At 69.2% G+C, this 21,969-nt stretch carries 20 protein-coding genes; 8 read left to right on the top strand and 12 right to left on the bottom strand.

The window, feature by feature from the left end; translation table 11 throughout:
* Positions 1 to 88: 88 nt before the first annotated feature.
* Positions 89 to 571, top strand: coding sequence for a hypothetical protein (locus tag ACFYRH_RS27795; RefSeq protein ID WP_387781452.1), 483 nt, complete (start codon positions 89 to 91; stop codon positions 569 to 571).
* Here ACFYRH_RS27795 and ACFYRH_RS27790 read toward each other — a convergent pair.
* From ACFYRH_RS27790 to ACFYRH_RS27780, 3 genes are all read right to left on the bottom strand, one after another.
* Positions 568 to 1,983 carry a M28 family metallopeptidase gene (locus tag ACFYRH_RS27790; protein ID WP_387781449.1) on the bottom strand — a complete coding sequence of 472 codons (1,416 nt, stop codon included), beginning with the start codon at positions 1,981 to 1,983 and terminating at the stop codon, positions 568 to 570. The genes ACFYRH_RS27795 and ACFYRH_RS27790 overlap by 4 nt on opposite strands.
* 87 nt (positions 1,984 to 2,070) lie before the next feature.
* Positions 2,071 to 4,161, bottom strand: a complete 2,091-nt coding sequence (locus ACFYRH_RS27785) for a M4 family metallopeptidase (RefSeq protein WP_387781446.1) — start codon at positions 4,159 to 4,161, stop codon at positions 2,071 to 2,073.
* Positions 4,162 to 4,386: 225 nt separating this feature from the next.
* A complete protein-coding gene (locus tag ACFYRH_RS27780) occupies positions 4,387 to 6,339 on the bottom strand; it encodes a thioredoxin domain-containing protein (protein ID WP_387781443.1) in 1,953 nt (650 codons plus the stop codon).
* 21 nt (positions 6,340 to 6,360) lie between these two features.
* Here ACFYRH_RS27780 and ACFYRH_RS27775 point away from each other — a divergent pair, with 21 nt between their 5' ends.
* Positions 6,361 to 6,921, top strand: a complete 561-nt coding sequence (locus tag ACFYRH_RS27775; protein ID WP_387781440.1) for a nitroreductase family protein — start codon at positions 6,361 to 6,363, stop codon at positions 6,919 to 6,921.
* On the opposite strand, the gene ACFYRH_RS27770 is transcribed toward ACFYRH_RS27775, so the two are convergent.
* From ACFYRH_RS27770 to mca, 3 genes are all read right to left on the bottom strand, one after another.
* Entirely contained in the window at positions 6,918 to 7,943 is a 1,026-nt protein-coding gene (locus tag ACFYRH_RS27770; RefSeq protein ID WP_387781437.1) for a CopD family protein, read from the bottom strand. The two genes, ACFYRH_RS27775 and ACFYRH_RS27770, sit on opposite strands and share 4 nt — an antisense overlap.
* A gap of 157 nt (positions 7,944 to 8,100) precedes the next feature.
* Positions 8,101 to 8,439, bottom strand: coding sequence for a hypothetical protein (locus ACFYRH_RS27765; RefSeq protein ID WP_387781434.1), 339 nt, complete (start codon positions 8,437 to 8,439; stop codon positions 8,101 to 8,103).
* Positions 8,440 to 8,470: 31 nt separating this feature from the next.
* Complete coding sequence (mca, locus tag ACFYRH_RS27760; RefSeq protein WP_387781431.1) at positions 8,471 to 9,334, bottom strand: mycothiol conjugate amidase Mca; 864 nt, start codon at positions 9,332 to 9,334, stop codon at positions 8,471 to 8,473.
* 59 nt (positions 9,335 to 9,393) lie between these two features.
* Between mca and ACFYRH_RS27755 the strand changes: the two genes are divergently transcribed.
* The 3 genes from ACFYRH_RS27755 (at position 9,394) to ACFYRH_RS27745 (ending at position 12,020) form a co-directional block, all read left to right on the top strand.
* Positions 9,394 to 9,831, top strand: a complete 438-nt coding sequence (locus ACFYRH_RS27755; protein ID WP_387781428.1) for a DUF4307 domain-containing protein — start codon at positions 9,394 to 9,396, stop codon at positions 9,829 to 9,831.
* A 233-nt stretch (positions 9,832 to 10,064) separates the two neighbouring features.
* Complete coding sequence (gene greA / locus ACFYRH_RS27750; RefSeq protein WP_167206879.1) at positions 10,065 to 10,577, top strand: transcription elongation factor GreA; 513 nt, start codon at positions 10,065 to 10,067, stop codon at positions 10,575 to 10,577.
* A gap of 201 nt (positions 10,578 to 10,778) precedes the next feature.
* Positions 10,779 to 12,020: an MFS transporter gene (locus tag ACFYRH_RS27745; protein WP_387781424.1), complete on the top strand. Its 1,242-nt coding sequence runs from the start codon at positions 10,779 to 10,781 to the stop codon at positions 12,018 to 12,020.
* A 433-nt stretch (positions 12,021 to 12,453) separates the two neighbouring features.
* Here ACFYRH_RS27745 and ACFYRH_RS27740 read toward each other — a convergent pair whose 3' ends face one another.
* The gene (locus ACFYRH_RS27740; protein ID WP_387781421.1) at positions 12,454 to 13,563 is read right to left on the bottom strand and encodes a hypothetical protein; all 1,110 of its coding nucleotides are present in this window, start codon (positions 13,561 to 13,563) and stop codon (positions 12,454 to 12,456) included.
* A 133-nt stretch (positions 13,564 to 13,696) separates the two neighbouring features.
* Positions 13,697 to 15,160, bottom strand: a complete 1,464-nt coding sequence (locus tag ACFYRH_RS27735) for an MFS transporter (RefSeq protein ID WP_387781419.1) — start codon at positions 15,158 to 15,160, stop codon at positions 13,697 to 13,699.
* Between the two features lie 133 nt (positions 15,161 to 15,293).
* Here ACFYRH_RS27735 and ACFYRH_RS27730 point away from each other — a divergent pair, with 133 nt between their 5' ends.
* From ACFYRH_RS27730 to ACFYRH_RS27720, 3 genes are all read left to right on the top strand, one after another.
* On the top strand, positions 15,294 to 15,749 hold the full coding sequence (locus tag ACFYRH_RS27730; RefSeq protein ID WP_387781416.1) for a MarR family winged helix-turn-helix transcriptional regulator: 456 nt from the start codon (positions 15,294 to 15,296) through the stop codon (positions 15,747 to 15,749).
* Positions 15,742 to 16,761 (top strand): alpha/beta fold hydrolase, encoded by a 1,020-nt coding sequence (locus ACFYRH_RS27725; RefSeq protein ID WP_387781413.1) that lies wholly within the window; start codon positions 15,742 to 15,744, stop codon positions 16,759 to 16,761. The genes ACFYRH_RS27730 and ACFYRH_RS27725 overlap by 8 nt, the downstream gene beginning before the upstream one ends.
* Before the next feature lie 94 nt (positions 16,762 to 16,855).
* On the top strand, positions 16,856 to 18,019 hold the full coding sequence (locus ACFYRH_RS27720) for an aminoglycoside phosphotransferase family protein (RefSeq protein WP_387781411.1): 1,164 nt from the start codon (positions 16,856 to 16,858) through the stop codon (positions 18,017 to 18,019).
* Here the strand turns inward: ACFYRH_RS27720 and ACFYRH_RS27715 are convergent.
* The 4 genes from ACFYRH_RS27715 to ACFYRH_RS27700 all read right to left on the bottom strand — a co-directional run bounded on the left by ACFYRH_RS27715 (position 17,999) and on the right by ACFYRH_RS27700 (position 21,961).
* Positions 17,999 to 18,754 (bottom strand): hypothetical protein, encoded by a 756-nt coding sequence (locus tag ACFYRH_RS27715; RefSeq protein WP_387781409.1) that lies wholly within the window; start codon positions 18,752 to 18,754, stop codon positions 17,999 to 18,001. The genes ACFYRH_RS27720 and ACFYRH_RS27715 overlap by 21 nt on opposite strands.
* A gap of 68 nt (positions 18,755 to 18,822) precedes the next feature.
* Positions 18,823 to 19,866 (bottom strand): hypothetical protein, encoded by a 1,044-nt coding sequence (locus tag ACFYRH_RS27710; RefSeq protein WP_387781406.1) that lies wholly within the window; start codon positions 19,864 to 19,866, stop codon positions 18,823 to 18,825.
* Between the two features lie 56 nt (positions 19,867 to 19,922).
* The gene (locus ACFYRH_RS27705) at positions 19,923 to 21,011 is read right to left on the bottom strand and encodes a hypothetical protein (protein ID WP_387781403.1); all 1,089 of its coding nucleotides are present in this window, start codon (positions 21,009 to 21,011) and stop codon (positions 19,923 to 19,925) included.
* 176 nt (positions 21,012 to 21,187) lie between these two features.
* The gene (locus tag ACFYRH_RS27700; protein ID WP_387781401.1) at positions 21,188 to 21,961 is read right to left on the bottom strand and encodes an ABC transporter permease; all 774 of its coding nucleotides are present in this window, start codon (positions 21,959 to 21,961) and stop codon (positions 21,188 to 21,190) included.
* Positions 21,962 to 21,969: the final 8 nt, after the last annotated feature.

Below are 21,969 nucleotides of genomic sequence, written 5' to 3'. Positions count from 1 at the left end.
GTCGTGTCACAGCTGCAACGAACGGCATGCCAACGGGTATCCATGGTGCGTGAGGAACCTGAGCAGATACGCAGCAGTGGCCGTGTTCATGACCGTCGCGGGAGTCGTGCTGAGCGGGTGCGGCGACGAGTCCGGATCGAGCGGTGGTACGCCGGTGAGCTCGCCACCGCCGACGTTGCCGACGGCGTCGGTCACGCAATCGACGCCGGTCGGAGCCGGCTTGCCACTCACGGTGTCCAGGACCGGTGGGTTCGCGGGGTTCGACGACCAGGTGCAGATCAGCCCCGACGGCATCGCGACCGTGAGCGCGCGCGGAAAGCAGACGATCCGGTGCAAGCTCGACCCGAGCCTGCTGACCACGATCAGCACGGCTGCTCAGCAAGTCGACTGGGCGAGCCTGGTGGCGACGAAACCGTCGACGAAGCACCCGGACGACATGGTCGTCGCGGTCTCGGCGAACGGTAAGACCGCCCGCATCGAGGACCCGGAACTCAAGCCACTGGCGGCCCCGGTGAACAAGTTGCTCACCGAAGCCGCCATCCCACCAGGCAAGCTCTGCACAAAGATCTAGCCGGCCGTCAGGGCCACGTCGTCGATCACGAAGCTGGTCTGCGCGGAGGAATCCTCCTGGCCGACGAACTTCACCGTGACCGTCTTCCCCTTGTACTGCGTGACATCGAGCGTCTTCTGCACGTACGACGCGGACTTGTCCAGGTTCGAGTACGTCGCCAGCGTGGTCGCCGTGGACCCGTCGACGACCTGCACCTTCACCGTGTCGTACACCGTGGCGGACGTGGTCTCCGCGGTATCGATCCGGATCCACAACGACAACGAGGCCGCGGTGGCGGTCGCCGGGATCGCGACCGACTGAGCGATGTTCTCGGTGGTGGCACGGCCGTTGCCCTGGAGCCACGCCTTCCAGCTACCGCTGTGCGCCGGGCGCCCGGTGTTGTCGGTGATCGGGCCGGTCGTTCCGGTCCAGTTCGCCGTACCGGACTCGAAGCCCGGGTTCTGCAGGAGGTTGCCGCCGGCCGGTGGTGGGCCGCCGGTGTAGTCCTTCTGCGCGTACAGCCAGATCATGTGGCCGATGGCATCGATCTGGCGGTCGAGCGAGGTCAGGTCCAGGTTGCTGATCGTGTCGCAGGAACGGTGGTAGCAGGCATCGAAGGCCTGCCCCGCCGTCCCTCCCCACTTGGTGGCCTGGGCCGACGTCTTGATCTCCTCGGCGCCGGAGAACGTCCCGGCCGTGGGGATGCCCAACGATCGGAAGGCAGCATGGTCGGAGCGGCCCTGGACGTCGATGAACTCGGTCTGGACGTTCTTGCCGGTGAAGTACGTGACGAGATCGTCCCGAGCCGCGTCGCCGGAGGGGTTGTCGTCGTACACGAAGTAGCCCGGGTTCGGGGACGCGATCATGTCGAAGTTCAGATACAGCTCGATCTTGTCCCGGTCGGCGGCCGGCAGGTTGTTCACGTAGTACTTCGAGCCGAGCAGCCCGAGTTCCTCCGACCCCCAGAAGCCGAACCGCAGCCGGTTCTTCGGGGTCTGGCCGCTGGCAGCGTAAGCGAGGGCGGTTTCGAGTACGCCGGCGCTACCTGAGCCGTTGTCGTTGATTCCCGGACCGGCGCTGACGCTGTCCAGGTGCGAACCCGCCATCACCACGTGGTCCGCGTCGCCGTGCGGCCACTCCGCGATCACGTTGTACGACGTACCCGCCGAGGTACTGAAGGACTGCAAGGTGGTGGTGTAACCGGCCGCGTCCAGCTTGGCCTTGACGTAATCGGCCGACGCCTTGTACCCGGGCCGGCCGGTGTAGCGGTTCCCACCGTTGCTGGTGGCAATCGACTGCAGCTGGTCCAGGTGGGCCTTGGTGTTGGTGACGGAGATGTCGGGCGAGTCGGCCGCGACCGCGGCGTTGCCCGGGGCAAGCAGGACACCGGCGACGAGGGCGGCGCCGACTCCGGGGACGAGAAACTTGCGCATGGCTGGATCTCCTTTGACCCACAGGAAATCCGGGGCGTGCGGGCCCGGGCGGAGGGCCGCGCACGCCCCGGACGAATCACCGCGAGGTCAGCTCGCGGTCAGGGAGGTGTCGTCGATGACGAAGCTGGTCTGCGCGGAGGAGTCCTCCTGGCCGACGAACTTCACCGTGACGGTCTTGCCCTTGTACGCCGACAGGTTCACCGTCTTCTGCACGTACGACGTGTTCTTGTTCAGGTTCGAGTACGTCGCCAGCGTGCTCGTGGTCGACCCGTCGACGACCTGAACCTTCGCGGTGTCGTACGCCGTGGTCGTGGTGGTCTCCGCGGTGTCGATCCGGATCCAGAAGGTCAGGGTCGCGGTGGTCGCCGACGCCGGGATCGCGACCGACTGGCCGACGTTCTCGGTGGTGGCGCGACCGTTGCCCTGCAGCCACAGCTTCCAGCTACCGGTCCGCGCCGGGCGGCCGGTGTTGTTGGTGATCGGGCCGGACGTGCCGGTCCAGTCGACCGCACCGGACTCGAAGCCCGGGTTCTTCAGCAGGTTGTCGCCGGTCGGCGGCGGCGTGGTGCCACCACCGCAGGCGGCCGATCCGGCCGGGACGGCGATCCCGCTGAATGCGGCCTCGATGCCCTTGCACTCCGCGGAGTCCGCGCCGTACAGCTCCTTCGCGGAGGTGATCGCACCTTCGCGGGCGTCCTTGTAGGTGCTGCCCGAGCTGAGCTTGGTGCTCAGCGTGCGGTACCAGACCTTCGAGGCGACGTCGCGGCCGACACCGGCGAACGTCGTACCGTTGCAGGCGGTGCTGTTGTAGGTGACACCGTTGATGGTCTTGCTGCCGGTGCCCTCGGAGGCCAGGTAGAACCAGTGGTTCAGCGGGCCGGACGAGTAGTGCGGGTCGAGGCCGCCGGTGCTGGTCGACCAGCAGTCCACGCTGGCCCCGTCCTTCGACGGCTTGTCCATGTAGCGCAGCGGCGTACCGTCGCCGTTGATGTTGATCTTCTCGCCGATCAGGTAGTCACCCGGGTCGGTGGAGTTGTTCGCGTAGAACTCGACCATGGTGCCGAAGATGTCGGAGGTCGCCTCGTTCAGGCCGCCCGCGTCACCGGAGTAGTCCAGGTTGGCGGTCGCCTCGGTGACACCGTGGCTCATCTCGTGGCCGGCGACGTCGATCGCGGTCAGCGGGTGGGTGTTGCTGATGCCGTCGCCGTACGTCATCTGGGTGCCGTCCCAGAACGCGTTCACGTAGGCGTTGCCGTAGTGCACCCGGGAACGGGCGCCCTGGCCGTTGTTGAAGATGCCGTTCCGGCCGTGGACGTTCTTGTAGTAGTCCCAGGTCAGCTGCGAACCGTAGTGCGCGTCCACGGCGGCGGTCGCGCGGTCCGAGGCGGCACCGCTGCCCCAGGTGTCGTCGGCGTCGGTGAACGTCGTGCCGTTGCCGGACGTCGCACCCTTCAGGTCCGTGGTGTAGTTGCCACCGCGGGTCGAGTCGGTCATCGTGAAGTTGCCGGACGAACCCGACGTACCGATGGTGACCTTGCCGGCGTACATCGAGTTGCCGGTGCCGGTCTTGATCTCGTCGTCCTGCGCCAGCACCTTGCCGGACTTCGCGTCCACGAACGAGTGCAGCACCGACGGGGTCTGGTCGGGCTTCACGCCGGTCGTGACGACCTCGTAGGCGAGCACGGGCTTGGTCGGCGTCACGAAGACGACCAGTTCACCCTTGTTGCCAGTGGCCTTGAACTTCGCCGACTCCGCGCCCTTCGCGAGCGCCGCCGACTGGGACAGAGTCGGCTTGGTGGCGACGGCGACGGACTTGGCGCCACGGTTGTAGGTGACCTGACCGATGGACTCGCCCTTGCTCTTGACGATCAGGTCGCCGCCGACGACCTTCAGGCCGTTGTAGGTGCGGTCGTAGCGGACGTACTCCGTACCGTCCGCGTCCTTGACGACGTCGTGGACCTTGAGCTGCTCACCCTTGCCGAGGCCGAGGGCAACGGCCGTCTGCGGGGCCAGCGCCTGCTCGGCCTTGACCGCGGCGGGCTGGTTGAAGCCCGACGCCGGGAGCGGAGCCGTCCGGTCGGCGGCACCGGCGGTCGACGCGGTGAACCCCGCCATACCAGTGGCAAGACCCGCTGCCGCGACGATCGCCACCGCCCCTGCTGATGTCAGTCGTTTCAAGACAACATCTCCTCACGGTGTGGTCGCTGTTTGGGCGCAGCGACCGAATTCAGTTGGGGACGCGCCGGATGCTGACGCAACAGTGCCACTGCCTCATTTGTGACACTTTGTGTCTGAACGTGCGAGTTCTGTTACATCCGGCTGAGGACCGACTGTTGCCGTCCGGTCGCCGTGAGTCAAGGGATTCGGGTGAAACGGCAGGGAAAACCCGCACCCGGGGAGGGCTCAGTCCACCGGGCGCAGCTCGCGGCGAAGGTGTTCCGGCAACGTGACCGGCAGCCGGCAGGTGAATTTCTGACACACGTACGCCGCGGATTCCTGCCGCCCGTCCATCAGCGGGACGGCGAGACCGGGCTCGCCGCTGACGATCGCCGTACCCCACGGAGCAAAGGTGAACGCGGTCCTGGTCAGCTCCGGCCGGTCGCCGACGATCGCGATCTCGAGCGGTCCCCCGGCGATGGTCTCGGCGACCGCGAGAGCGCGGCCGGCGAACCGGGGCGCACGGTCGGCGATCGCGGCGGAGGCCTGCAGGGCATGGTCGGCGGCGGCCTCGTAGCGGACCGATCCGGTCAGGCTCGCGAGCGTGCTGAATGCCTCGGCGGCCAGGCTGACGCCGGACGGGGTGGCGTTGTCGGTCGCGTCCTGCGGGCGCCAGACCAGCTGCTCGGCATCCGCGGCAGTGTCGAAGTACGCGCCATCAGCTACGAACTGCTCAAGGACCCGGTCCAGCAACCGCTCAGCAGTCCGGAACCATTCGGCCTCACCGGTTGCCCCCAGCAAGGTCGCACAGGCCTGCGCGAACGCGGCATAGTCCTCGAGTACGCCGTGCGCGGTCCCCCGCACGCCGTCGCGGGACGTGCGGTACAGCCGGCCGGTCTCGTCGAGGTGCACGTCGCGGATCAGCTCGGCCGCGGCGCGCGCGGCTTCGACGTACTCCGGCTTCTCAAGGACGACGCCGGCGCGGGTGAGTGCGGTGATCGCCAGGCCGTTCCAGGCGGCGACCACCTTGTCGTCGCGCCCCGGGTAGGTGCGGCTGCTCCGCGCCCGCCGGAGGGTTTCGCGGACGCGCTGCCAACGGGCCGGGTCGTCCGGGTCCTGCCGTAGCTGGAGGACCGACGTACCGTGCTCGAAGGTTCCGCTGACGTCGCAGAGATCGATGACCCAGTCGGCGTCGTCGGTGGCCGCGCGCAACTGCTCGGGGGTCCAGACGTAGTACCTGCCCTCCTCGCCTTCGGTGTCGGCGTCGAGAGCGGAGGCGAAGCCACCTTCCGGTGTCCGGAGCTCGGCGAGCAGGAAGTCGGCGGTCTCCTCGGCGACCCGCCGCGCGAGCGGATCCGACGAGAGCGTCCACCAGTGTGTGTAGACGTCGAGCAGCAGCGCGTTGTCGTACAGCATCTTCTCGAAGTGCGGCACGATCCACTGGCCGTCGACGGAGTACCGGGCGAAACCGCCGGCGAGCTGGTCGTACATGCCGCCGCGCGCCATCCGGTCGCAGGTGTGCGCGACCATCGCCAGCGCCTCCTCGTCACCGGTCCGGCGATGGTGGCGGAGCAGGAAGTCGAGCACCATCGACGGCGGGAACTTCGGCGCCCGCCCGAAGCCGGCGTCGACCGGGTCGAAGTCGGTCTTCAGCAACTGGACGGCGCGACCGAGGTCGAACGCGCCGGCCTCGGTGGGCTGCTGGGCGCCGAGCTGGTCGACCACCCGCTTGCCGATGCCGTCGATCTGCTCGCGCCGGTTCTGCCAGGCGTCGGTGATCGCCTCGAGCACCTGCCGGAACGACGCCATGCCGCCGCGGGAGTCCTTCGGGAAGTACGTCCCGCAGAAGAACGGCTCCCCCGCCGGCGTCAGGAACACCGACATCGGCCAGCCGCCCTGCCCGGTCATCGCCACCGTCGCCGCCATGTAGATCGCGTCGACGTCCGGCCGCTCCTCCCGGTCGACCTTCACACTCACGAAGTGCTCGCTCAGGTACGCCGCCGTCGCCGCGTCCTCGAACGACTCATGAGCCATCACGTGACACCAGTGACAAGCGGAGTACCCCACCGAGAGGAAGATCGGGACGTCTCGCTCCCGGGCCTCGGCGAACGCCCGCTCCGACCACTCCCGCCACTCCACCGGGTTGTCCGCGTGCTGCCGCAGGTACGGGCTGGTCGATCGTCCGAGCTCGTTGGCCATGTCTCCACCGTAGTGCCCGGAATGGAGGGACCCGAGCGGCGGTTGTACGACGTCATGCCCGTGCACCCGCTGCTCGCCAGCCGCTTCAGCCCGTTGCGCTTCGACACCGGCTGGACCGTCTCGGACGACGACGTCGAGACACTCCTCGAAGCGGCCCGCTGGGCACCGTCGGCCGGGAACTCCCAGCCGTGGGCGTACTTCGTCGCCCGCCGCGGCGAGCCCGCGCACGACCGCGTGGTCAAGCACCTGGCCCGCAGCTCGGCCCGCTGGGCACCGACCGCGTCCCTGCTGATCGTGACGATGGCCCACCGGTACATCGAGGACACCGACTGGGCGTATTCCGACTTCGCCGACTACGACCTCGGCCAGTCGGTCGCGCACCTGACCCTCCAGGCCCACTCGATGGACCTGGCCTGCCGCCAGTTCCGCGCCTTCGACCTCGACGCCCTGACCACCGACCTGAACCCCGGCGCCGGCTGGCACATCATCTCGATGATCGCCGTCGGCCGCGCCGCCGAAGACCGGCCGGCCGGCCGCGAACGCCGCAGTACCGCCGAGCTGCGAACGGCGCCCTGGACCTAGGCGGTTTGCGAAAGGGCGACCGAGAGACCGAGGGCGATGGCCATCGTCAGAAGTTCGAAGCCGACGATGCGCCAGAAGGGGAGGGTGGCGTCGAGGAGGTCGCCGTGTGAGCGGGAGCGGTGGAGGGCGGCGAGCACGATCAGGAGCAGGAACGCCACGATCTTCACGATCAGCAGAGCGCCGTACGCGTCCTGGGTGAGAGCGTCGCCGATCGCGCCCCAGCCGCCACCCCTCGCCGCCAACCGGCCGGCGGCGCTGACCAGGCCGCTCACGAGTACGGCGATCGACGACACGAACGCGACCTGGCGGTACCGCTCCAGCACCATCCGCAGTCCGGTCCGGCTCGCCCGCCCGTAACGAACCAGGCCCGCGAGTCCGCCGACCCAGGTGGTCGCGGCGATCACGTGGATCACGAGCGCCGCGCCGGCGAGTACGACGTACGACTCGTTGCGCGGGTACGCCGTCACCGCGGTCGGGACCAGTGCGGCGATCGCCACCAGCACCCCGAGGCCCGCGGCGGACGCCGTCTGCACCCGGCGGATCCCGATCGCCAGCGCGACCACCAGGATCCCGGTGATCAGTAGCGCCTTGACCTCAGGTACGCCGAGGGCGTCGTCGAGCCGCAACCGGAGCAGCCGGACCGGGGTGCCGAGCAGGATCGCCGCCGTGACGACCGCGCCGGCCAGCGCGCACACCGCCCAGATGATCGCCGAGTTGCTCGCGTCCCGGACCGCCCGCCGGCCCTGGACACCCAGCGGTCCGCCGTCGGTCCGCAGCAGCACCACCGCCGCGAGCAGCGCACCCGCGCAGCCGACCGTCGCCAGGACGGAGACCAGCCGGAGCAACGGCAGCAGCCAGGAGACGAAGATGTCCGGTCCGCCGATCCCGCCGAGCTCGCGCGGCTGACTGCCCGCCGCGTAGAGCGCGACCACCAGCGCCAGCGAGGCCACGACGACGGCGGCCACGCCACCGATGACCAGGCGCCCGGGCATCCGGTGCCGCGCGGCGCGGGTCGCGGTCACCGAGCAGACCGGGGAAGGGGGCCAATCAGCACGCGGCTCACTATAGGGTCAGCCGAAGGTGGGCAGCCCAGTCCGACACCATCTCGTGATCAGGGTGTTTCCCAGCTCCCAGGAAACGGTGACCGCACCGATATCTCTTCGGTGCCGAGAGTGTTCCTCAGTGCTGAGAGTGTTGCTTGCCGTCACTCGCCGTCGGCGCCGGGTCCGAAGTCGTCCCCGATGTCGTCCCCGAAGTCGTCTCCGTCGGGTCCGAAGTCTTCGGCGCTGCATCGCCAGCCGGGGACTGCGAGCTGTCCGGACTCGCTGGGCCGTCGGACGGTGCTGGGTCGTCCGCACCATCGCCGTCCACGTCGATCCGCTTCAGCTGTTTGCCCATGTTCCGCCACAGCAGCACCGTGGCGGCACCGAGAGCGAGCACGATCAACAGCGCGACCCAACCGGGCTTCACGGTATTCGGGTCGATCTCGGCCGTCAGAAGGGAGGTCGTCGCTGTCACGCCACCAGTCTCTCACTGTCTCTACCGCCCGTCAGCGGAGCCCCGCGAACAGGTCATTTTCAGGCAGCTCCGACTCGATCAGACTCCGCGCCAGCTCGTAGTCCTCGGTCGGCCAGGCCGCCTGGTGTACCTCGAGCGGTACGGCGAACCACGCGCCGTCCGGATCGATCTGGGTCGCATGCGCGAGCAGCGCCCGGTCCCGAACCTCGAAGTACCGCGCGCACTCGACCCGGGTGGTGATCCGGCGCTCGTTCTCCGGGTCCGGCTTCCAGTCCTTCAGGCGCTCGGCGTACGGCGACTCGAGCCCGCGCGCGAGCATCGCGTCGTGCAGCGCCTTCATCCGCTCGTAGTGGAAGGTGTGGTGGTAATACAGCTTCAGCGGCTGGAACGGTTCGCCGAGCTCCGGGTAGGCGTCCTTGTCCCCCGCGGCCTCGAACGCCGCGACGGTGATCTGGTGGCACATCACGTGATCCGGGTGCGGGTAGCCGCCGTTCTCGTCGTACGTCGTGACGACCTGCGGGCGGAACTCGCGGATCAGCTTCACCAGCGGCGCCGCCGCGTCCTCCACCTTCTGGGCCGCGAAGCAGCCCTCGGGCAGCGGTGGCAGCGGGTCACCCTCGGGGAACCCGGAGTCCACCCAGCCCAGCCACTCCTGCCGGATCCCGAGGATCTCGCGCGCCGCGTCCATCTCCTTGCGGCGGATCTCGGTGATGTTCGCCAGCACCTCGGGGCGGTCCATTTTCGGATTCAGGATCGATCCGCGCTCGCCACCGGTACAGGTGGCGACCATCACCTCGACGCCCTCGGCCACGTACCGGGCCGTCGATGCGGCTCCCTTGCTCGACTCGTCATCCGGGTGGGCGTGCACATGCAACAACCGAAGATCTCCACTCACAAGACACAATGGTCCTCCAAGCGCACCGAAAACCCACGACCGACCCCCTGGACGACCCTGTGACCGAGCCTTCAGCCTCACCCGCCGCCGACCCGACCCCCGACCTGAACGCTCGGTACGGCCGGGGCCGCCGGTCGCGGCGACCGCTGGTGATCGGCGGGCTGGGCGTCCTCGTCCTGGCCGCGCTCGCGTGGCTGATCTGGGCGGCCTGGGTGCAGTCGAACCCGCCGGTGACCTCGCAGCTGCAGGGCTTCGAGATCGTCTCGGCGACCAGTGCGAAAGCGACCGTGAAGGTCGACCGGAGCAAGTCGGTGGAGGCGAGCTGCCGGGTGCAGGCGAAGGCCTCCGACTTCTCGATCGTCGGCGAACTGACGGTGACGGTCCCGGCCGACTCCCCCCGGCACCAGGTGCTCCCGGTGACGCTGACAACGCAGCGCTCGGCGACCTCGGTGGTCCTCGTCGGGTGTACGACGGCCGACCAGCACCGGCCGCGCTGACCGCAACGCCGTACCCCCTGCCGCGGCCGGGATCGCTGCGCCGGCAACCGATTGCCGCCAGCCGGCCGGGGCGGCGCGAAAAACCCCGGTAGCAAGCGTTTTCCAAGCGTTTGCGTCCGGTCAGAACCCCTGCGTGATCGGCGGTCTCTTGCTACGCTCGTTGGATTGGTCGCCGTCGACGACGGCGGCCAGCAGTATTTTCCTGCCCATCCCACCGACACAAGGAGCAGCCCGTGACGCAGAAGATCGACGAAGACAGCGTTGTCTGGCTGACGCAGGACGGTTACGACCAGCTGAAGTCCGAGCTCGAGCACCTCAAGGGCCCCGCCCGTGCCGAGATCACCCAGCGGATCAGCGAGGCCAGGGACGAGGGCGACCTCAAGGAGAACGGCGGCTACCACGCCGCGAAGGACGAGCAGGGCAAGATCGAGGCGCGGATCCGGCAGTTGGAGGACATGCTCCGGCGGGCCCGGGTCGGCGAGACCCCGAAGGCCGGCGGCAAGATCGAGCCGGGCATGAAGGTGTCGATCAAGTTCGCCGGCGACGACGACGTCGAGACGTTCCTGCTGGGCTCCCGAGAGTTGCTCGCCCTGGACGCGTCGGTCGACATCGACGTGTACTCGCCGCAGTCCCCGCTCGGTGCCGCGATCCTCGGGAAGAAGAAGGGCGACAAGGCCACCTACGAGGCCCCGAACGGCAAGGACGTGACCGTCGAGATCGTCGCCGCGGAACCCTTCACCGGCTGACTCCACCACAGCTTTCAGCGCCCCGGTGGACACCCCACCGGGGCGCTTGCTTTTGTGAGGTCAGTCGCCCGCGGGCGCCGGCGTCCAAGGACGTACGCCGGCACTCGCGGACCGCGGCGCCAGCCTTAGGTTGAGTCGAATCGGCTCAACTTTGTTGATACTTGAGTCGACATGACTCAACTCGGCGCTTACGGTCGCGGAATGAGCATCCTCCGCCACCCCGAGTTCCGCCGGCTGTGGGCCGCCGATCTGCTGAGCCAGCTCGGGTCCCGGTTGAGTATGGGCGCGATCCCGCTGCTCGCCGTCCTCACGCTGAATGCGTCAACCCTCCAGGTCGCACTGCTTCGTACCTGCGAGACCGCCGCCTGGCTCGTCCTCGGCCTGTTCGCCGGAGCCTGGGCGGACCGCGTCCGCTGCCGCCCGGTCCTCGTGCACGCCGACTTGCTCCGCGCGATCCTCTTCGCGTCGATCCCAGTCGCCTGGTGGCTCGGCGTACTCACCCTGACGCAGGTGTACGTCGTACTCGTGCCCGCCGGGATCCTCACCGTGCTGTTCGACGTGGCGCACAACTCGTACCTGCCGCGCCTGCTCGAACCGGACCGCCTGCTACCGGGCAACGCCAAGCTCGCCGCCAACCACTCGATCGCGGCAGTCGTCGGCGCGGGCGCGGCCGGCATCCTCGTCCAGTGGCTCGGCGCCGCGCTGACGATCGGTCTCGACGCGCTCAGCTTCCTGTGGTCGGCGCTCTGGCTCCGCTCCATCCGGACCCCGGAACCGCGCCCGGAGCAGCCCGCGCGCCCGAACCTCCGCCGCGAGATCGGCGACGGCCTGCGGTTCGTCTTCCAGCACCCGCTGTTGCGCCCGCTCGCCCTCAACACGATGGCGACGATGCTCTTCCAGGCGGCGGCCGGCGCGATCATGGTCGTCTACCTGGTCCGCGCCGTTCACCTGCAGCCGGCAACCATCGGCGTACTCAGCATGATCGGCCTGCTCGGCGCGATCGTCGCCTCCGCCGTCACCGAACGAATCAGCCGCCGGTACGGCGATGCGCGCACCCTCCTGCTCTCGTCGACCGGGATCGGCATCGCCTTCACCGTCCAGGCGCTGACCGCACCGGGATGGGCGGTGAACTGGTTCGTGATCGGGACCCTGCTCGCCGGCTTCTGCATCATCGTCAGCCACATCCTGCAGGTCAGCACGCAGCAACGCCTGTGCCCGCCGGACCTCCAGGGCCGGGTCAGCGCCACCATGAGCTTCGTCAGCTGGGGCGCCACTCCCCTGGGCAGCCTGCTGGGCGGCACGCTCGGCACGGCCTTCGGCCTCCACACCACCCTCTGGATAGCCGGCCTGGGCACCCTCACCGCAACCGCCGTCCTCTACCTCTCCCCGCTCCGCGCCCTCCGCACGATCCCCACCGACCCCACACCCGCCCCAGCTCCCTGAGCCGTGGGCTCATACCCGTTCCAGAGGCCTTGAACAGGTTATTACCTGTTCAAGCCCCCACCCCGCTGGGCAATCCCCCCACAACAACCCCAACCCCAACCCCCAAGCCCCCACCCCGCTGGGCAATCCCCCCACAACAACCCCAACCCCAACCCCCAACCCCGGCCCAGCCTCAAGCCCAGCCCCAACCCCAGCCAGCGCGCCAACCCCACGCCATTTGAGGGGCTGACCCCTGAGCCTGTGGGGTGCGCACCCGTGTTTCCCCTACGCAACCCACCATTTGAGGGGCCGGCCCCTCAAATGGCATCCTAGCGACCGTCCCGGCACCACGCCTGAGCCGAGCGATGGATCGTTGGACAGGGTGGGTTGGCGTGAGGGGGCGGATGGGGCGTGGGTGGGAGGTTGGCGTGTGGGGGCGGGTGGGGTGTGGGGGTCAGTCGGAGGTCAGCTGGGCTGTGCCCACGAGGACCTCGACGTCGAGCGCGGCTCGGCCGCGGCCGATTTCCACATCCTTGGACTGGCCGGAGACGGCGCCGGACCAGGTGACGCGGCCGAGTTGGGCCTCGGTGTGGACGTGCACGTCGGAGCCACGGCGGAGCGCGACCTGCGCCGTACCGGACTCGACGCGGACCCGGGAACGGCCCTTGGTGATCTGGGCGTCGAGGTTGGCGGAGCCGGCCTGGACCAGGACGTCGATCGGGCCGTCGACGTCCGCGACCTTCGCCGTACCGGCGGTGACGCGGACGCGGGTCAGGCCGGGCAGGCGCTCGGCGTTCACGCTGCCGCCGGTCACCTCGACCTCGACCTGGAGGTGCGGGTTGACGCGGATCGACAGCTCCTTGGCGAGACCGTTGACGTGCGCCTTCAGGTCGGTCGGGTTCCGTAGCATGCTGAACCCGTCGATCGAGACGCCCATGTCGCCTTCGCTGCTGATCGCGAGGGTGTCGCCGTCGCGCTTGATCACGTGCGGCCCGTCGACGGCGACGCCGTTCACCGCGGGCTCGCCGATCAGCCGCACCCGGCGCCCGATCGCCCGCACCGTCACCCGCTGCACGCCGGACGGAATCGGCACGTTGCTGTGCTCCTCCTCGACCGGCTCGTCGTTCTCCTCGGGCACGGTGTCCTGCACCCGCGAACCATTCGACGCGCCGGACTCGTCACCGGACACCGCGGCGGACGGCCCGCTCGACGGCTCAGCCGGCGGCGCGGCAGACGCCTCGGCGGAGGGCTCGGCGGAGGGCTCGGCGGAGGGCTCGGCGACGGGCGGGGCGGTCGGCGAGTCGACGGCGTCGGCCCACGCACCGGCGGTCGGCGTGTCGTCGGCCGAGGTGTCGTCGGTCGGCGTGTCGTCGGTGGAGGTGCCGCCGGTCGGGGTGTCGGCAACCGGAGCCGCGGCCGCCGGCTCTGCCTGGGTGCCGGCAGGCTCGGAAGGACTGGTCTTGATGGCGGCGATCAGCGTCGTGGCCTCGTCGGTCGAGAGGTGGCCCTTGGCGACCCGGTCGAGGATGTCCTTGACCTGCCGGTCGTAGCTCTGGTTGCTCATGCCCCAAGTCCAGCACCCAACCGGTTCGAAACCAATCGGGGTTACCCCCGAAATGCGGTGGTGCGGACCCCCGAGGGAGTCCGCACCACTGCTGTCTCTATAACCGCACAGCCCGGCAAAGGGCTGGTTGTTGTCATGCGGCCGGAGTCATCTCCTCCGCCGCCAGCTCGTCCTGTACGGCGGCCAGCTCGGCGGCCTCCGCCTCTTCGGCGGCCCGCCGGGCCCGTAGCCCGCGCAGACCGGTGAGCGCGATCACCAGACCGAGCGCCGCGATCCCGGTCACGACCCCCAGCCCGGACTTGTACGCCGACAGGATTCCGGTCGGTGCGGTGACGCCGACTGTCTGCCCGCTGATCACCGCGGTCACGATCGCCAGGACGACCGCGCCACCCACCTGGTTGGAGGTGTTGAACAGCCCGGACGCGAGCCCCTGCTCGTGGTCCGGAACCCCGGACACCGCCTGGATGTTCAGCGACGGGAACCCGATCGCGAACCCGAGACCGAGCAGCATGATGGTCGGGAACACGGTGGAGAAGTACGCCGACTCCGGGCCGATCCGCAACGACAGCGCGTACCCGGCGACGAAGAAGGCCATCGCGACGATGATCATCTTCTCGGTGCCGACCCGGTCGACGATCTTGCCGACGTTCGGGGACAGCGTCGCGACCAGCAGACCGGCCGGGAGGAACCCGAGTGCGGTCTGGAACGACGACCAGCCGAGCAGGTTCTGCAGGTACATGGTGCCGATCAGCTGGAAGGCGACGTACGAACCGAAGACGGTCAGGATGGCCAGGTTCGCGCGCCGCAGTGACGGGTTGCGCAGGATTCCGAGCCGGACCAGCGGGTGCTTGGTGCGCAGCTCGATCGCGACGAAGCCGGCCAGCAGCACGACTGCGAGCGCGAACAGTCCGATGGTCTGCACCGACACCCAACCGGCGTGTTCGGCGCCGACGACGGCGTACACCAGGGACAGCATGCCGCCGGTGACGGTGATGGCGCCGGGTACGTCGTACCCGCCGGCGGCGTCGTCGCGCGGGCTGTTCGGGATCAGCTTGATGCCGAACAGCAGCACGATCAGGGCGACCGGGCCGGGCATCAGGAAGGTCCAGCGCCAGCCGACCTCGGTCAGCGCCCCGCCGAGGATCAGGCCCATCGAGAAGCCGCTGGCGGCGCAGGTGGTGAAGATACTGAGGGCGCGGTTGCGATCCGGACCCTCGTGGAACGTCGTGGTGATGATCGAGAGCGCGGCCGGCGCCGTGAAGGCGGCGGCGATGCCCTTCACGAACCGCGCGGCGATGAGCAGTTCGGGGTTGCTCGCCAGTGAGCTCAGCATCGAGACCACCGCGAACACGGCCAGCGCGATCAGGAAGACCCGGCGGCGGCCGAGCAGGTCGGCGGTGCGGCCGCCGAGCAGCAGCAGACCGCCGTACCCGAGCACGTAGCCGGTCACGACCCACTGGAGAGAAGCGAGGGAGACGCCGAGGTCGGCGCCGATGGACGGCAGCGACATGCCGACCATCGACACGTCCAGGCCGTCGAGGAAGATCACGCCGCAGACCACCAGGAGAGCACCCCAGAGACGGGCATCCCAGGTCATGCGGGCAGGTGCAGTGCCGGTTGGAGACGGGGTTTGCGTAGTCACGAGGAGAGACTATTGCATGCACGTGCATCTAATGTCTAGGCATTAAATGCGTTTGCATTGATTGCGTGTGCATGCTATGGTCACCTCCATGACCGCTATGAAGGTCAGCGGTGGACCTGGTGAGACCACCGCCGATGCCAGCGCCGACGTCAGGGAATGGCGCGAGCTACTGGCCCGCCACGCGGATCTGACCTGCGCCCTCGACCGGGCACTGCAGGCCGGTCACTCGCTGGGTATGAGTGAGTACGAGGTGCTCGAGCGGCTCGCGGAGCTGCCGGAGCACTCGGCGAAGGTGGCGACGATCGCCAAGTCCGTGCACCTGAGCCAGAGCGCGCTGTCCCGCGTGATCGGCCGGCTGGAGACCGCCGGACTGGTCGAGCGGCACATGTGCGCCGAGGACCGGCGCGCGATCAACGTCCGGTTGACCGACGAGGGCCTCCGGCGGCAGACCGAGGCGCGACCGACCCAGCGCCAGGTGCTCGCGCAGCGCCTGCACGCACCTCTCGTGAAGAGCTGCGAGCCCTTACCCTCATCAGGTGAGTGAGACCTTCGACGACGCTCGCGCGATCATCGCGGACCTGCATCGCATCGTGACGCCCAACGGCGTGCAGGAGAACTACCAGCTCCCCGCCGGCGGCATCGGCCACTACGTCTACGCCCGCGGCCAGGACCGTTCCAATCCGGTCATCTTCTTCATCCACGGCGGCCCGGCCTCGCCGCTCGCGCCGGCGGCGTGGGAGTTCCAGCGACCGATCGAGGAGTACTTCACGGTCGTCACCTACGACCAGCGCGCCGCCGGCCGAACGCTGCACGCGGTCGATCCGGACAGCATCGCGGACACGCTGACGATCGCGCGGTACGTCGCCGACGCCATCGAGCTCGCCGAGCAGGTCAGGGAGCGCTACGGCGTCGAGAAGCTGATCCTCCTCGGCCACAGCTGGGGCACCCTGATCGCCTTCGAGGCGGCCCGCACGCGCCCCGACCTCTTCCACGCGTACGTCGGCATCGGCCAGGTGATCGACGCTCGGGCGAACGAACGCCTCTGCTTCGAGTACGCGCTCGAGCAGGCCCGCGCGCACAACCACACCGAGGCGCTCGAGCAGCTCGCGTCGATCGCGCCGTACCCCGGGGACGTGCCGCTGACCCGTGAGCGGATCGTGATCGCGCGGCAGTGGGCGCAGTACCGCGGCGGTCTCTCGGCGTACCGGAGTGACTCGCGCTATTTCTTCGAGGCGCCGCTGCTGTCGCCGGAGTACACGGTCGCGGAGGCCGAGACCATTGGCGAGGGCAACGAGTTCACGCTCGGGCGGGTGCTGGACGAGATGCTCGAGGTCGACCACAGCGGCGTCACCGAGTTCCCGATCCCGGTGCTGATGTTCCTCGGCCGGCACGACTACACGACGCCGGCCGAGCCGTCCGCGGCGTGGCTCGAGGCGGTCGACGCGCCGTACAAACAAGCCGTCTGGTTCGAGAACTCGGCGCATCTGGCGCCGTGGGAGGAGCCGGGCAAGTTCCTCGTCAGCCTGGTGAACGCCGTCCGTCAGCTGAGCGTGTAGGTATACCCGTTCGCGACAAGGACGGCGAGCGGACGCTCGCGGCGGCCACCCTGGTCAGGAAAAGCTGTTGCTCCTGGAACATACGCTGCACTCCATGAGAGTCACGGCGATCGTGGTGCGTCCGTCCGGCCAGGCAACCGTCGTCCGGCACGTGGACGCTCCGGACGACCTCTGGTTCCCCGACGTCGATCCGGTCCTGCGCGCGCTCCGTGACGAGCACTCCATCGAGGCGACGGTCCTCTCCTGCGTCAACCGGGAGCCGCTCACGTTGCTGCTGCTGGCGCGCGGCGAACTCCCGGTCGACGAGGAGCCCGCCTGGTACCAGCCGCAGTGGTACGACGAGGCGCTGCCGTGGATCGCCCGGCACGTCACCGCCACCGGACCGTGGTCGCAGGTCCGCTCGTGGGGTCTGTCGAACGTCCTGCGGATCCCGACCGCCGACGGAGACGTGTATTTCAAGGCACTCTCGGACCCGTCGACCCGGCCGGATGCGCTGCCGTTCCTGTTCGCGAACGAGCCGCTCTTCCTGCGGCACGCATCGGCGGACCGTCCGGGCGCGGTGCCTGCGCCGATCGCGATCGACGAGGAGCGGCGGTGGATGTTGCTGCCCGATCTCGGCTCGCCGCTGGCGAACGAGACCGACATCGCGCTGTGGCTCGACGCGATCCGTGATCACGCCCGTTTGCAGCGCAGCTACGTGGACCGGCCCGAACGCCTGCTGGAGTTCAGTTGTGTCGATCGCCGGCTCGCGGTCCTGGACGCCGAGCTCGACCGGCTGCTCGGGCCGAACCCGGCCACCGACCGCCTCGGGCCGGACGAACGCGCCCGGCTGCCGATCCGCACGAAACAGTTGCGCGAGGCAATCACCGAGCTGGCGTCGATCGGCGTACCGGAGACCTTGCTGCACGGCGATCTGCATCCGCGGAACCTCGCGGTGCGCGACGGTCGGGTGCGGGCCTTCGACTGGACGGATGCCGCGGTGGCGCATCCGTTCCTGGATCTGGTGACGTTCGTCGAGGAGCGGTCGCCGCTGTCGACCGATCCGCGGGTGCGGGACGCGTACCTGGCCGAGTGGGAGGAGTTCGCCTCCCCCGCCGACCTGCGGCGCGCGCTCGAGCTCGCCGAGGAGCTCGGCACGCTGTACCAGACGATGACGTCGTTGCACCTGTTCGATCACCTGACCGGCCCGAGCCAGGACTCCGTCATGCGCGGTGCGATGTGGTGGTTGGAGAGGCTGCTAGCGGTGCAGGACGGCTAGCTGGTTGCGCAGGCCGCGGCGTACCGGTGGGTCGAGGTGCCGATCCCACTCCGGGTGGCGTTCGCCGCGGAGCATCGCGTAGTACGCAAGGGCTTCGGCGAGCGCCGCCTCCCGGAGGTAGCCGCGGGCCAGCGGCTGCTTTCCGCGCCCGTTCGGCCGCGGACGGCGCTCGTACGCCGCGTTCGCGGTGAAAATGCCGAGTCCGTAGAAGACCGTGATGAGGTCGGTCAGCGGCTCGTGATCGGGACGGCCGGTGAGGGAGATCCGGCCGCCGCCGAGCAGCAGCTCGTGCCCGACCTCGTGCGCGTAGATCGCGATCAGCGCGACCGGGTCGGCCGCCAGCGCCGGAGCGAGCTGGATCTGGTTGCGGTCGATGCCGCGGGTCCAGCGCCCGGACTGTTCCTTCACGACGAGCGTCGTACCGCGCGTCGACGGCCGCCGAGCACCGTCCAGGCAGAAGTCCAGACCACACTGGCCGGGTGGCAGGTCCATCCGGCCGTCGACGCGGGCGCAGACCTCGATCGCGGCCGACTCGCTGCCGTCGTACCCGTCCGGGATGACGTCGGCAGGCAGCGCGATCGGACGGAACAGGACGTCCCGGCCGAACTCGGCGACCAGCCAGTCCATCGACGCGCGGATCCAGCGGCGGCTGCCACCCGGCAGGCGCTCGCGGGGTGCCTTCAGCTGGGACCGCACCTGCTGACTGCGACGGATCATTCCGATCGGGTTCCTCACCCGCCGGATCATGCCTGCCCGACGGCTCGGCAAACCTTCCGGTGCCGTTGCGTCACCGTCAGTTGACATCAGGTCATCGGCGAGCCCTCCTGGATCGACGAGATCTCGGCGTCCTTCACCAGCGCCGCGAGCCGGGCGAACGTCCGCATCCGGACCGCGCGGTCCAGCTCGGTCGGCATCACCGGCAAGAGCGAACTCGGCCACAACTGGTGCCGCCGGAAGCAGTACGCCGCCAACGCCTCGGAGGCACCGCGTTCGCCCAGGTACCCGAGCGACTGCAACGCCGAGCGATGTCCGGGGACCCGCTCGACCGCCTGGTTCGCCAGGAAGATCCCGAACCCGTGGAACACCGCGAACAGGTCGGTGACCGCTTCGGCATCGGCGCGCTTCCGGTCGAGCAGGTGATAACCCCACAGCACCTCGTGGCCGAGCTCGTGTGCGGTCGCAGCGACCACCGCGGACGGGTCGGACAGCGCACCGGCCGACACCATGACGGCGGTGCCTTCGTAGCCACCGCTGCGCAGATCCAGCCAGCACGCGCGCGATCCGCTCCCGGCAGGTTTCGACCAGATCGCCGTGGCGCTCGAGACCAGCTCGGACCGTCGATGCGGGTCCGTCTCCTGCGCGATCGCCGTACCGCGTTTCAGCTCGGCCTGCAGCTCACGCTCGGCGAGTACGGCGATCTCGGGTGCGTATCCCTGCTCTGCAAGGGCTTGCACCTCGTACGGCGTCATCGTGGCCCGTAGACCGGAGTACGCCCAGATGTGTCGCGGGTGCTCCGCCTGCAGTCGATGGACGGCTGCGCTGCGGGCGGCGCCCCGAACCTCCTCCATCCGGAAGCTGAACCGGATCCGGTCGTCGGGCACCTCCATCCAGGCGCAGACCTTGAGGCAGAGTTCGCGGGCGGCCGGCTCCGAGCCGTCGTACCCGCGCGGGACGAAGGCGCTCGGCACGACCGGCGGGCGGTGCAGCGGCTCGGTCCCGAACCGGGCGACGAGCCAGTCGAGCGAGTCCTCGATCCACTGCTCCGGTCCACCGGGGAGCAGGACCTTCGGCCCGTACAGCCGTTCCCGCTCGCGTTGCCGGCGCCGCCAGGCACCCATGGGGTTCATACCGACACTGACGCGACCCGCCGAGCCGCCGTTCCACACCGATTGTTGCGGTTGGATCACCAACCCAGCAGGCTCGGTGTCCCGCCGATCAGATCGTCCAGCCGGGACAGGAAGCGAGCCTGCGGCACAGGGTCGATCGCCTGGTACCAGTCCGGCACGAGCGGCCCGTCGCGCACCAACTGGTGCTGCTGGAAGCGGTAGAGCGCGAGCGCGTCGGCAAGCGCGTTCTCGCCCAGGTAGCCGGCGGTGTGCACCCATTCGTCGTCCAGGGTGCTCTCGTCGACGGCAGAGTTGACGAGCGCGAGGCCGAACCCGTGGAACAGCGCACACAAGTCGGTCAACGGCTCCTCCAACGGCCCGGTCGCCCAGGGCAGCTGCACACCGCTCAGCAACGCGTGACCGAGTTCGTGGGACGCCACGGTCATCAGCCTGATCGGGTCGGCGACCAGATCCGAGCGGAGCAGCACCGCGGACCGTCCGGGGATCGGTTCCGCGACCGGAGACTCGGCTGCCAGGTCGATCCAGCGACCGCCGGCAAAGAGCTGCCGATCGACACCCGGCGTCCGCGGAGGCTGAGCACGACCGTCCCGCTGCTCCGGATCGCGTCCGGAAGCGATCAGCAGGCACCGGACCACCTCGTCACCGAACTCGGACGCACCCAGCCGCCGGGTCAACGCCCGCATGTCCAGTCCGGAGTCGTCGACCAGACCGGACGCGATCAGGCGGTCCACCTGCTCGAACGACGCCGTACCCAGTCGGTCCGAATGGGTCCGTACGGCGGCCAGGTCACCGGGCGACGCTCCTCGCGAGAACGAGTCGCCCGGATCGAGGTACCGGCCGAGCAGCACCGAGGCGACCAGGTCGGCGGCCTCGCTCACCCGCTCCAGCCGGAAAACGAAGTGGACCTGCTCGGACGGGAGACCCATCCGTTCGCAGACCCGGCGGCAGAGCTCACGGGCGGCTGCCTCCGAAGCGTCGTACCCGGCGGGGACGAACTCACTCGGTACGACGGCCGGCCGGCGCAGCGGGTCGGTGCCGAAGTGCTCGGTCAGCCGCTTCAACGAGTTCTCGACCCACCGCCGCGGACCGCCGGGCAACTCGACGACCGGCGACCGCAGGACGTCCTCGGACGTCTTGTCCGTCACGCCTCACCACGCTCGCTCGGCAACTGCAACCGGCGGCTGAGGACCAGCCGTGCGGACAGCCGGCTTCCTCGCGCCACAACGGCATCACGCTCCCGCCACCCTGCGATGCTGTCCATGCTCTTGCAGACGCGATCCGTCCGGTGCGGGTTCCCACCGGTCGCGGTCGTTGCCGTGGGCTACTTCAGCAGCAGCTTGCCGAGCCGGCGGGAGGCGACGTACATCCCGGCGGCGCCCATCGCGGCCAGGTACAGCGCGTGGATCAGCAGGAACCAGCTGACGTTGCCGGTGGTGAACGCGCGCTCCAGGACGACGCCCTGATACAGCGGGGTGATCTCGACCAGCCAGCGGATCGCGCCCGGGTAGGTGTCGACCGGGTAGAAGGTGGCCGAGAACAGGAACATCGGCATGATCGCCAGCTGCACGAACTCGAAGTCCTGCCAGCTGCGCATGAACGTGGTCAGCGCCATCCCGGCCCCGGCGAACGCGAACCCGATCAGCACCGCGGCCGGCAGCGCGAGCAGCGCCCACCACGACGAGACCAGGCCCATGATCAGCATCACCACGATGAACATCGCCGAGTAGATGCCACCGCGGAGCAGTGCCCAGGTGACCTCGCCGGTCGCCACGTCCCACGGTTTCAGCGGGGTCGCGAGCATCGAGTCGTACAGCTTGGCGTACTTCATCCGGAAGAAGATGTTGTACGTCGAGTCGAAGATCGCGCCGTTCATCGCGGAACTGGCGAGCATCGCCGGCGCGACGAACGCGGCGTACGCGATCTTGGTGCCGTCGGAGAGCGTGAAGTCACCGACCAGGTGCGCGACACCGATGCCGATCGACAGCAGGTAGAACACCGGCTCGAAGAAGCCGGACAGGAACACCACCCAGGACCGGCGGTAGAGCAGGAAGTTCCGCTCGACGACATGCCTGCCACCACCGAGCCGAACCGGCACGGGTACAA

The sequence above is a fragment of the Kribbella sp. NPDC004875 genome (genome assembly GCF_042873375.1).
Taxonomy (GTDB): domain Bacteria; phylum Actinomycetota; class Actinomycetes; order Propionibacteriales; family Kribbellaceae; genus Kribbella.
This window is presented reverse-complemented; position numbering and strand designations above follow the sequence as displayed.

What these genes read in the sequence shown, in the direction of transcription:
- ACFYRH_RS27720 (WP_387781411.1), top strand. Translation starts at nt 16,856, where the DNA reads ATGAGAGTCACGGCGATCGTGGTGCGTCCGTCCGGCCAGGCAACCGTC.
- ACFYRH_RS27795 (WP_387781452.1), top strand. Translation starts at nt 89, where the DNA reads ATGACCGTCGCGGGAGTCGTGCTGAGCGGGTGCGGCGACGAGTCCGGA.
- ACFYRH_RS27740 (WP_387781421.1), bottom strand. Translation starts at nt 13,563, where the DNA reads ATGAGCAACCAGAGCTACGACCGGCAGGTCAAGGACATCCTCGACCGG.
- ACFYRH_RS27775 (WP_387781440.1), top strand. Translation starts at nt 6,361, where the DNA reads ATGGAGGGACCCGAGCGGCGGTTGTACGACGTCATGCCCGTGCACCCG.
- ACFYRH_RS27735 (WP_387781419.1), bottom strand. Translation starts at nt 15,160, where the DNA reads ATGACCTGGGATGCCCGTCTCTGGGGTGCTCTCCTGGTGGTCTGCGGC.
- ACFYRH_RS27710 (WP_387781406.1), bottom strand. Translation starts at nt 19,866, where the DNA reads ATGAACCCCATGGGTGCCTGGCGGCGCCGGCAACGCGAGCGGGAACGG.
- ACFYRH_RS27745 (WP_387781424.1), top strand. Translation starts at nt 10,779, where the DNA reads ATGAGCATCCTCCGCCACCCCGAGTTCCGCCGGCTGTGGGCCGCCGAT.
- ACFYRH_RS27730 (WP_387781416.1), top strand. Translation starts at nt 15,294, where the DNA reads ATGACCGCTATGAAGGTCAGCGGTGGACCTGGTGAGACCACCGCCGAT.
- ACFYRH_RS27780 (WP_387781443.1), bottom strand. Translation starts at nt 6,339, where the DNA reads ATGGCCAACGAGCTCGGACGATCGACCAGCCCGTACCTGCGGCAGCAC.
- ACFYRH_RS27790 (WP_387781449.1), bottom strand. Translation starts at nt 1,983, where the DNA reads ATGCGCAAGTTTCTCGTCCCCGGAGTCGGCGCCGCCCTCGTCGCCGGT.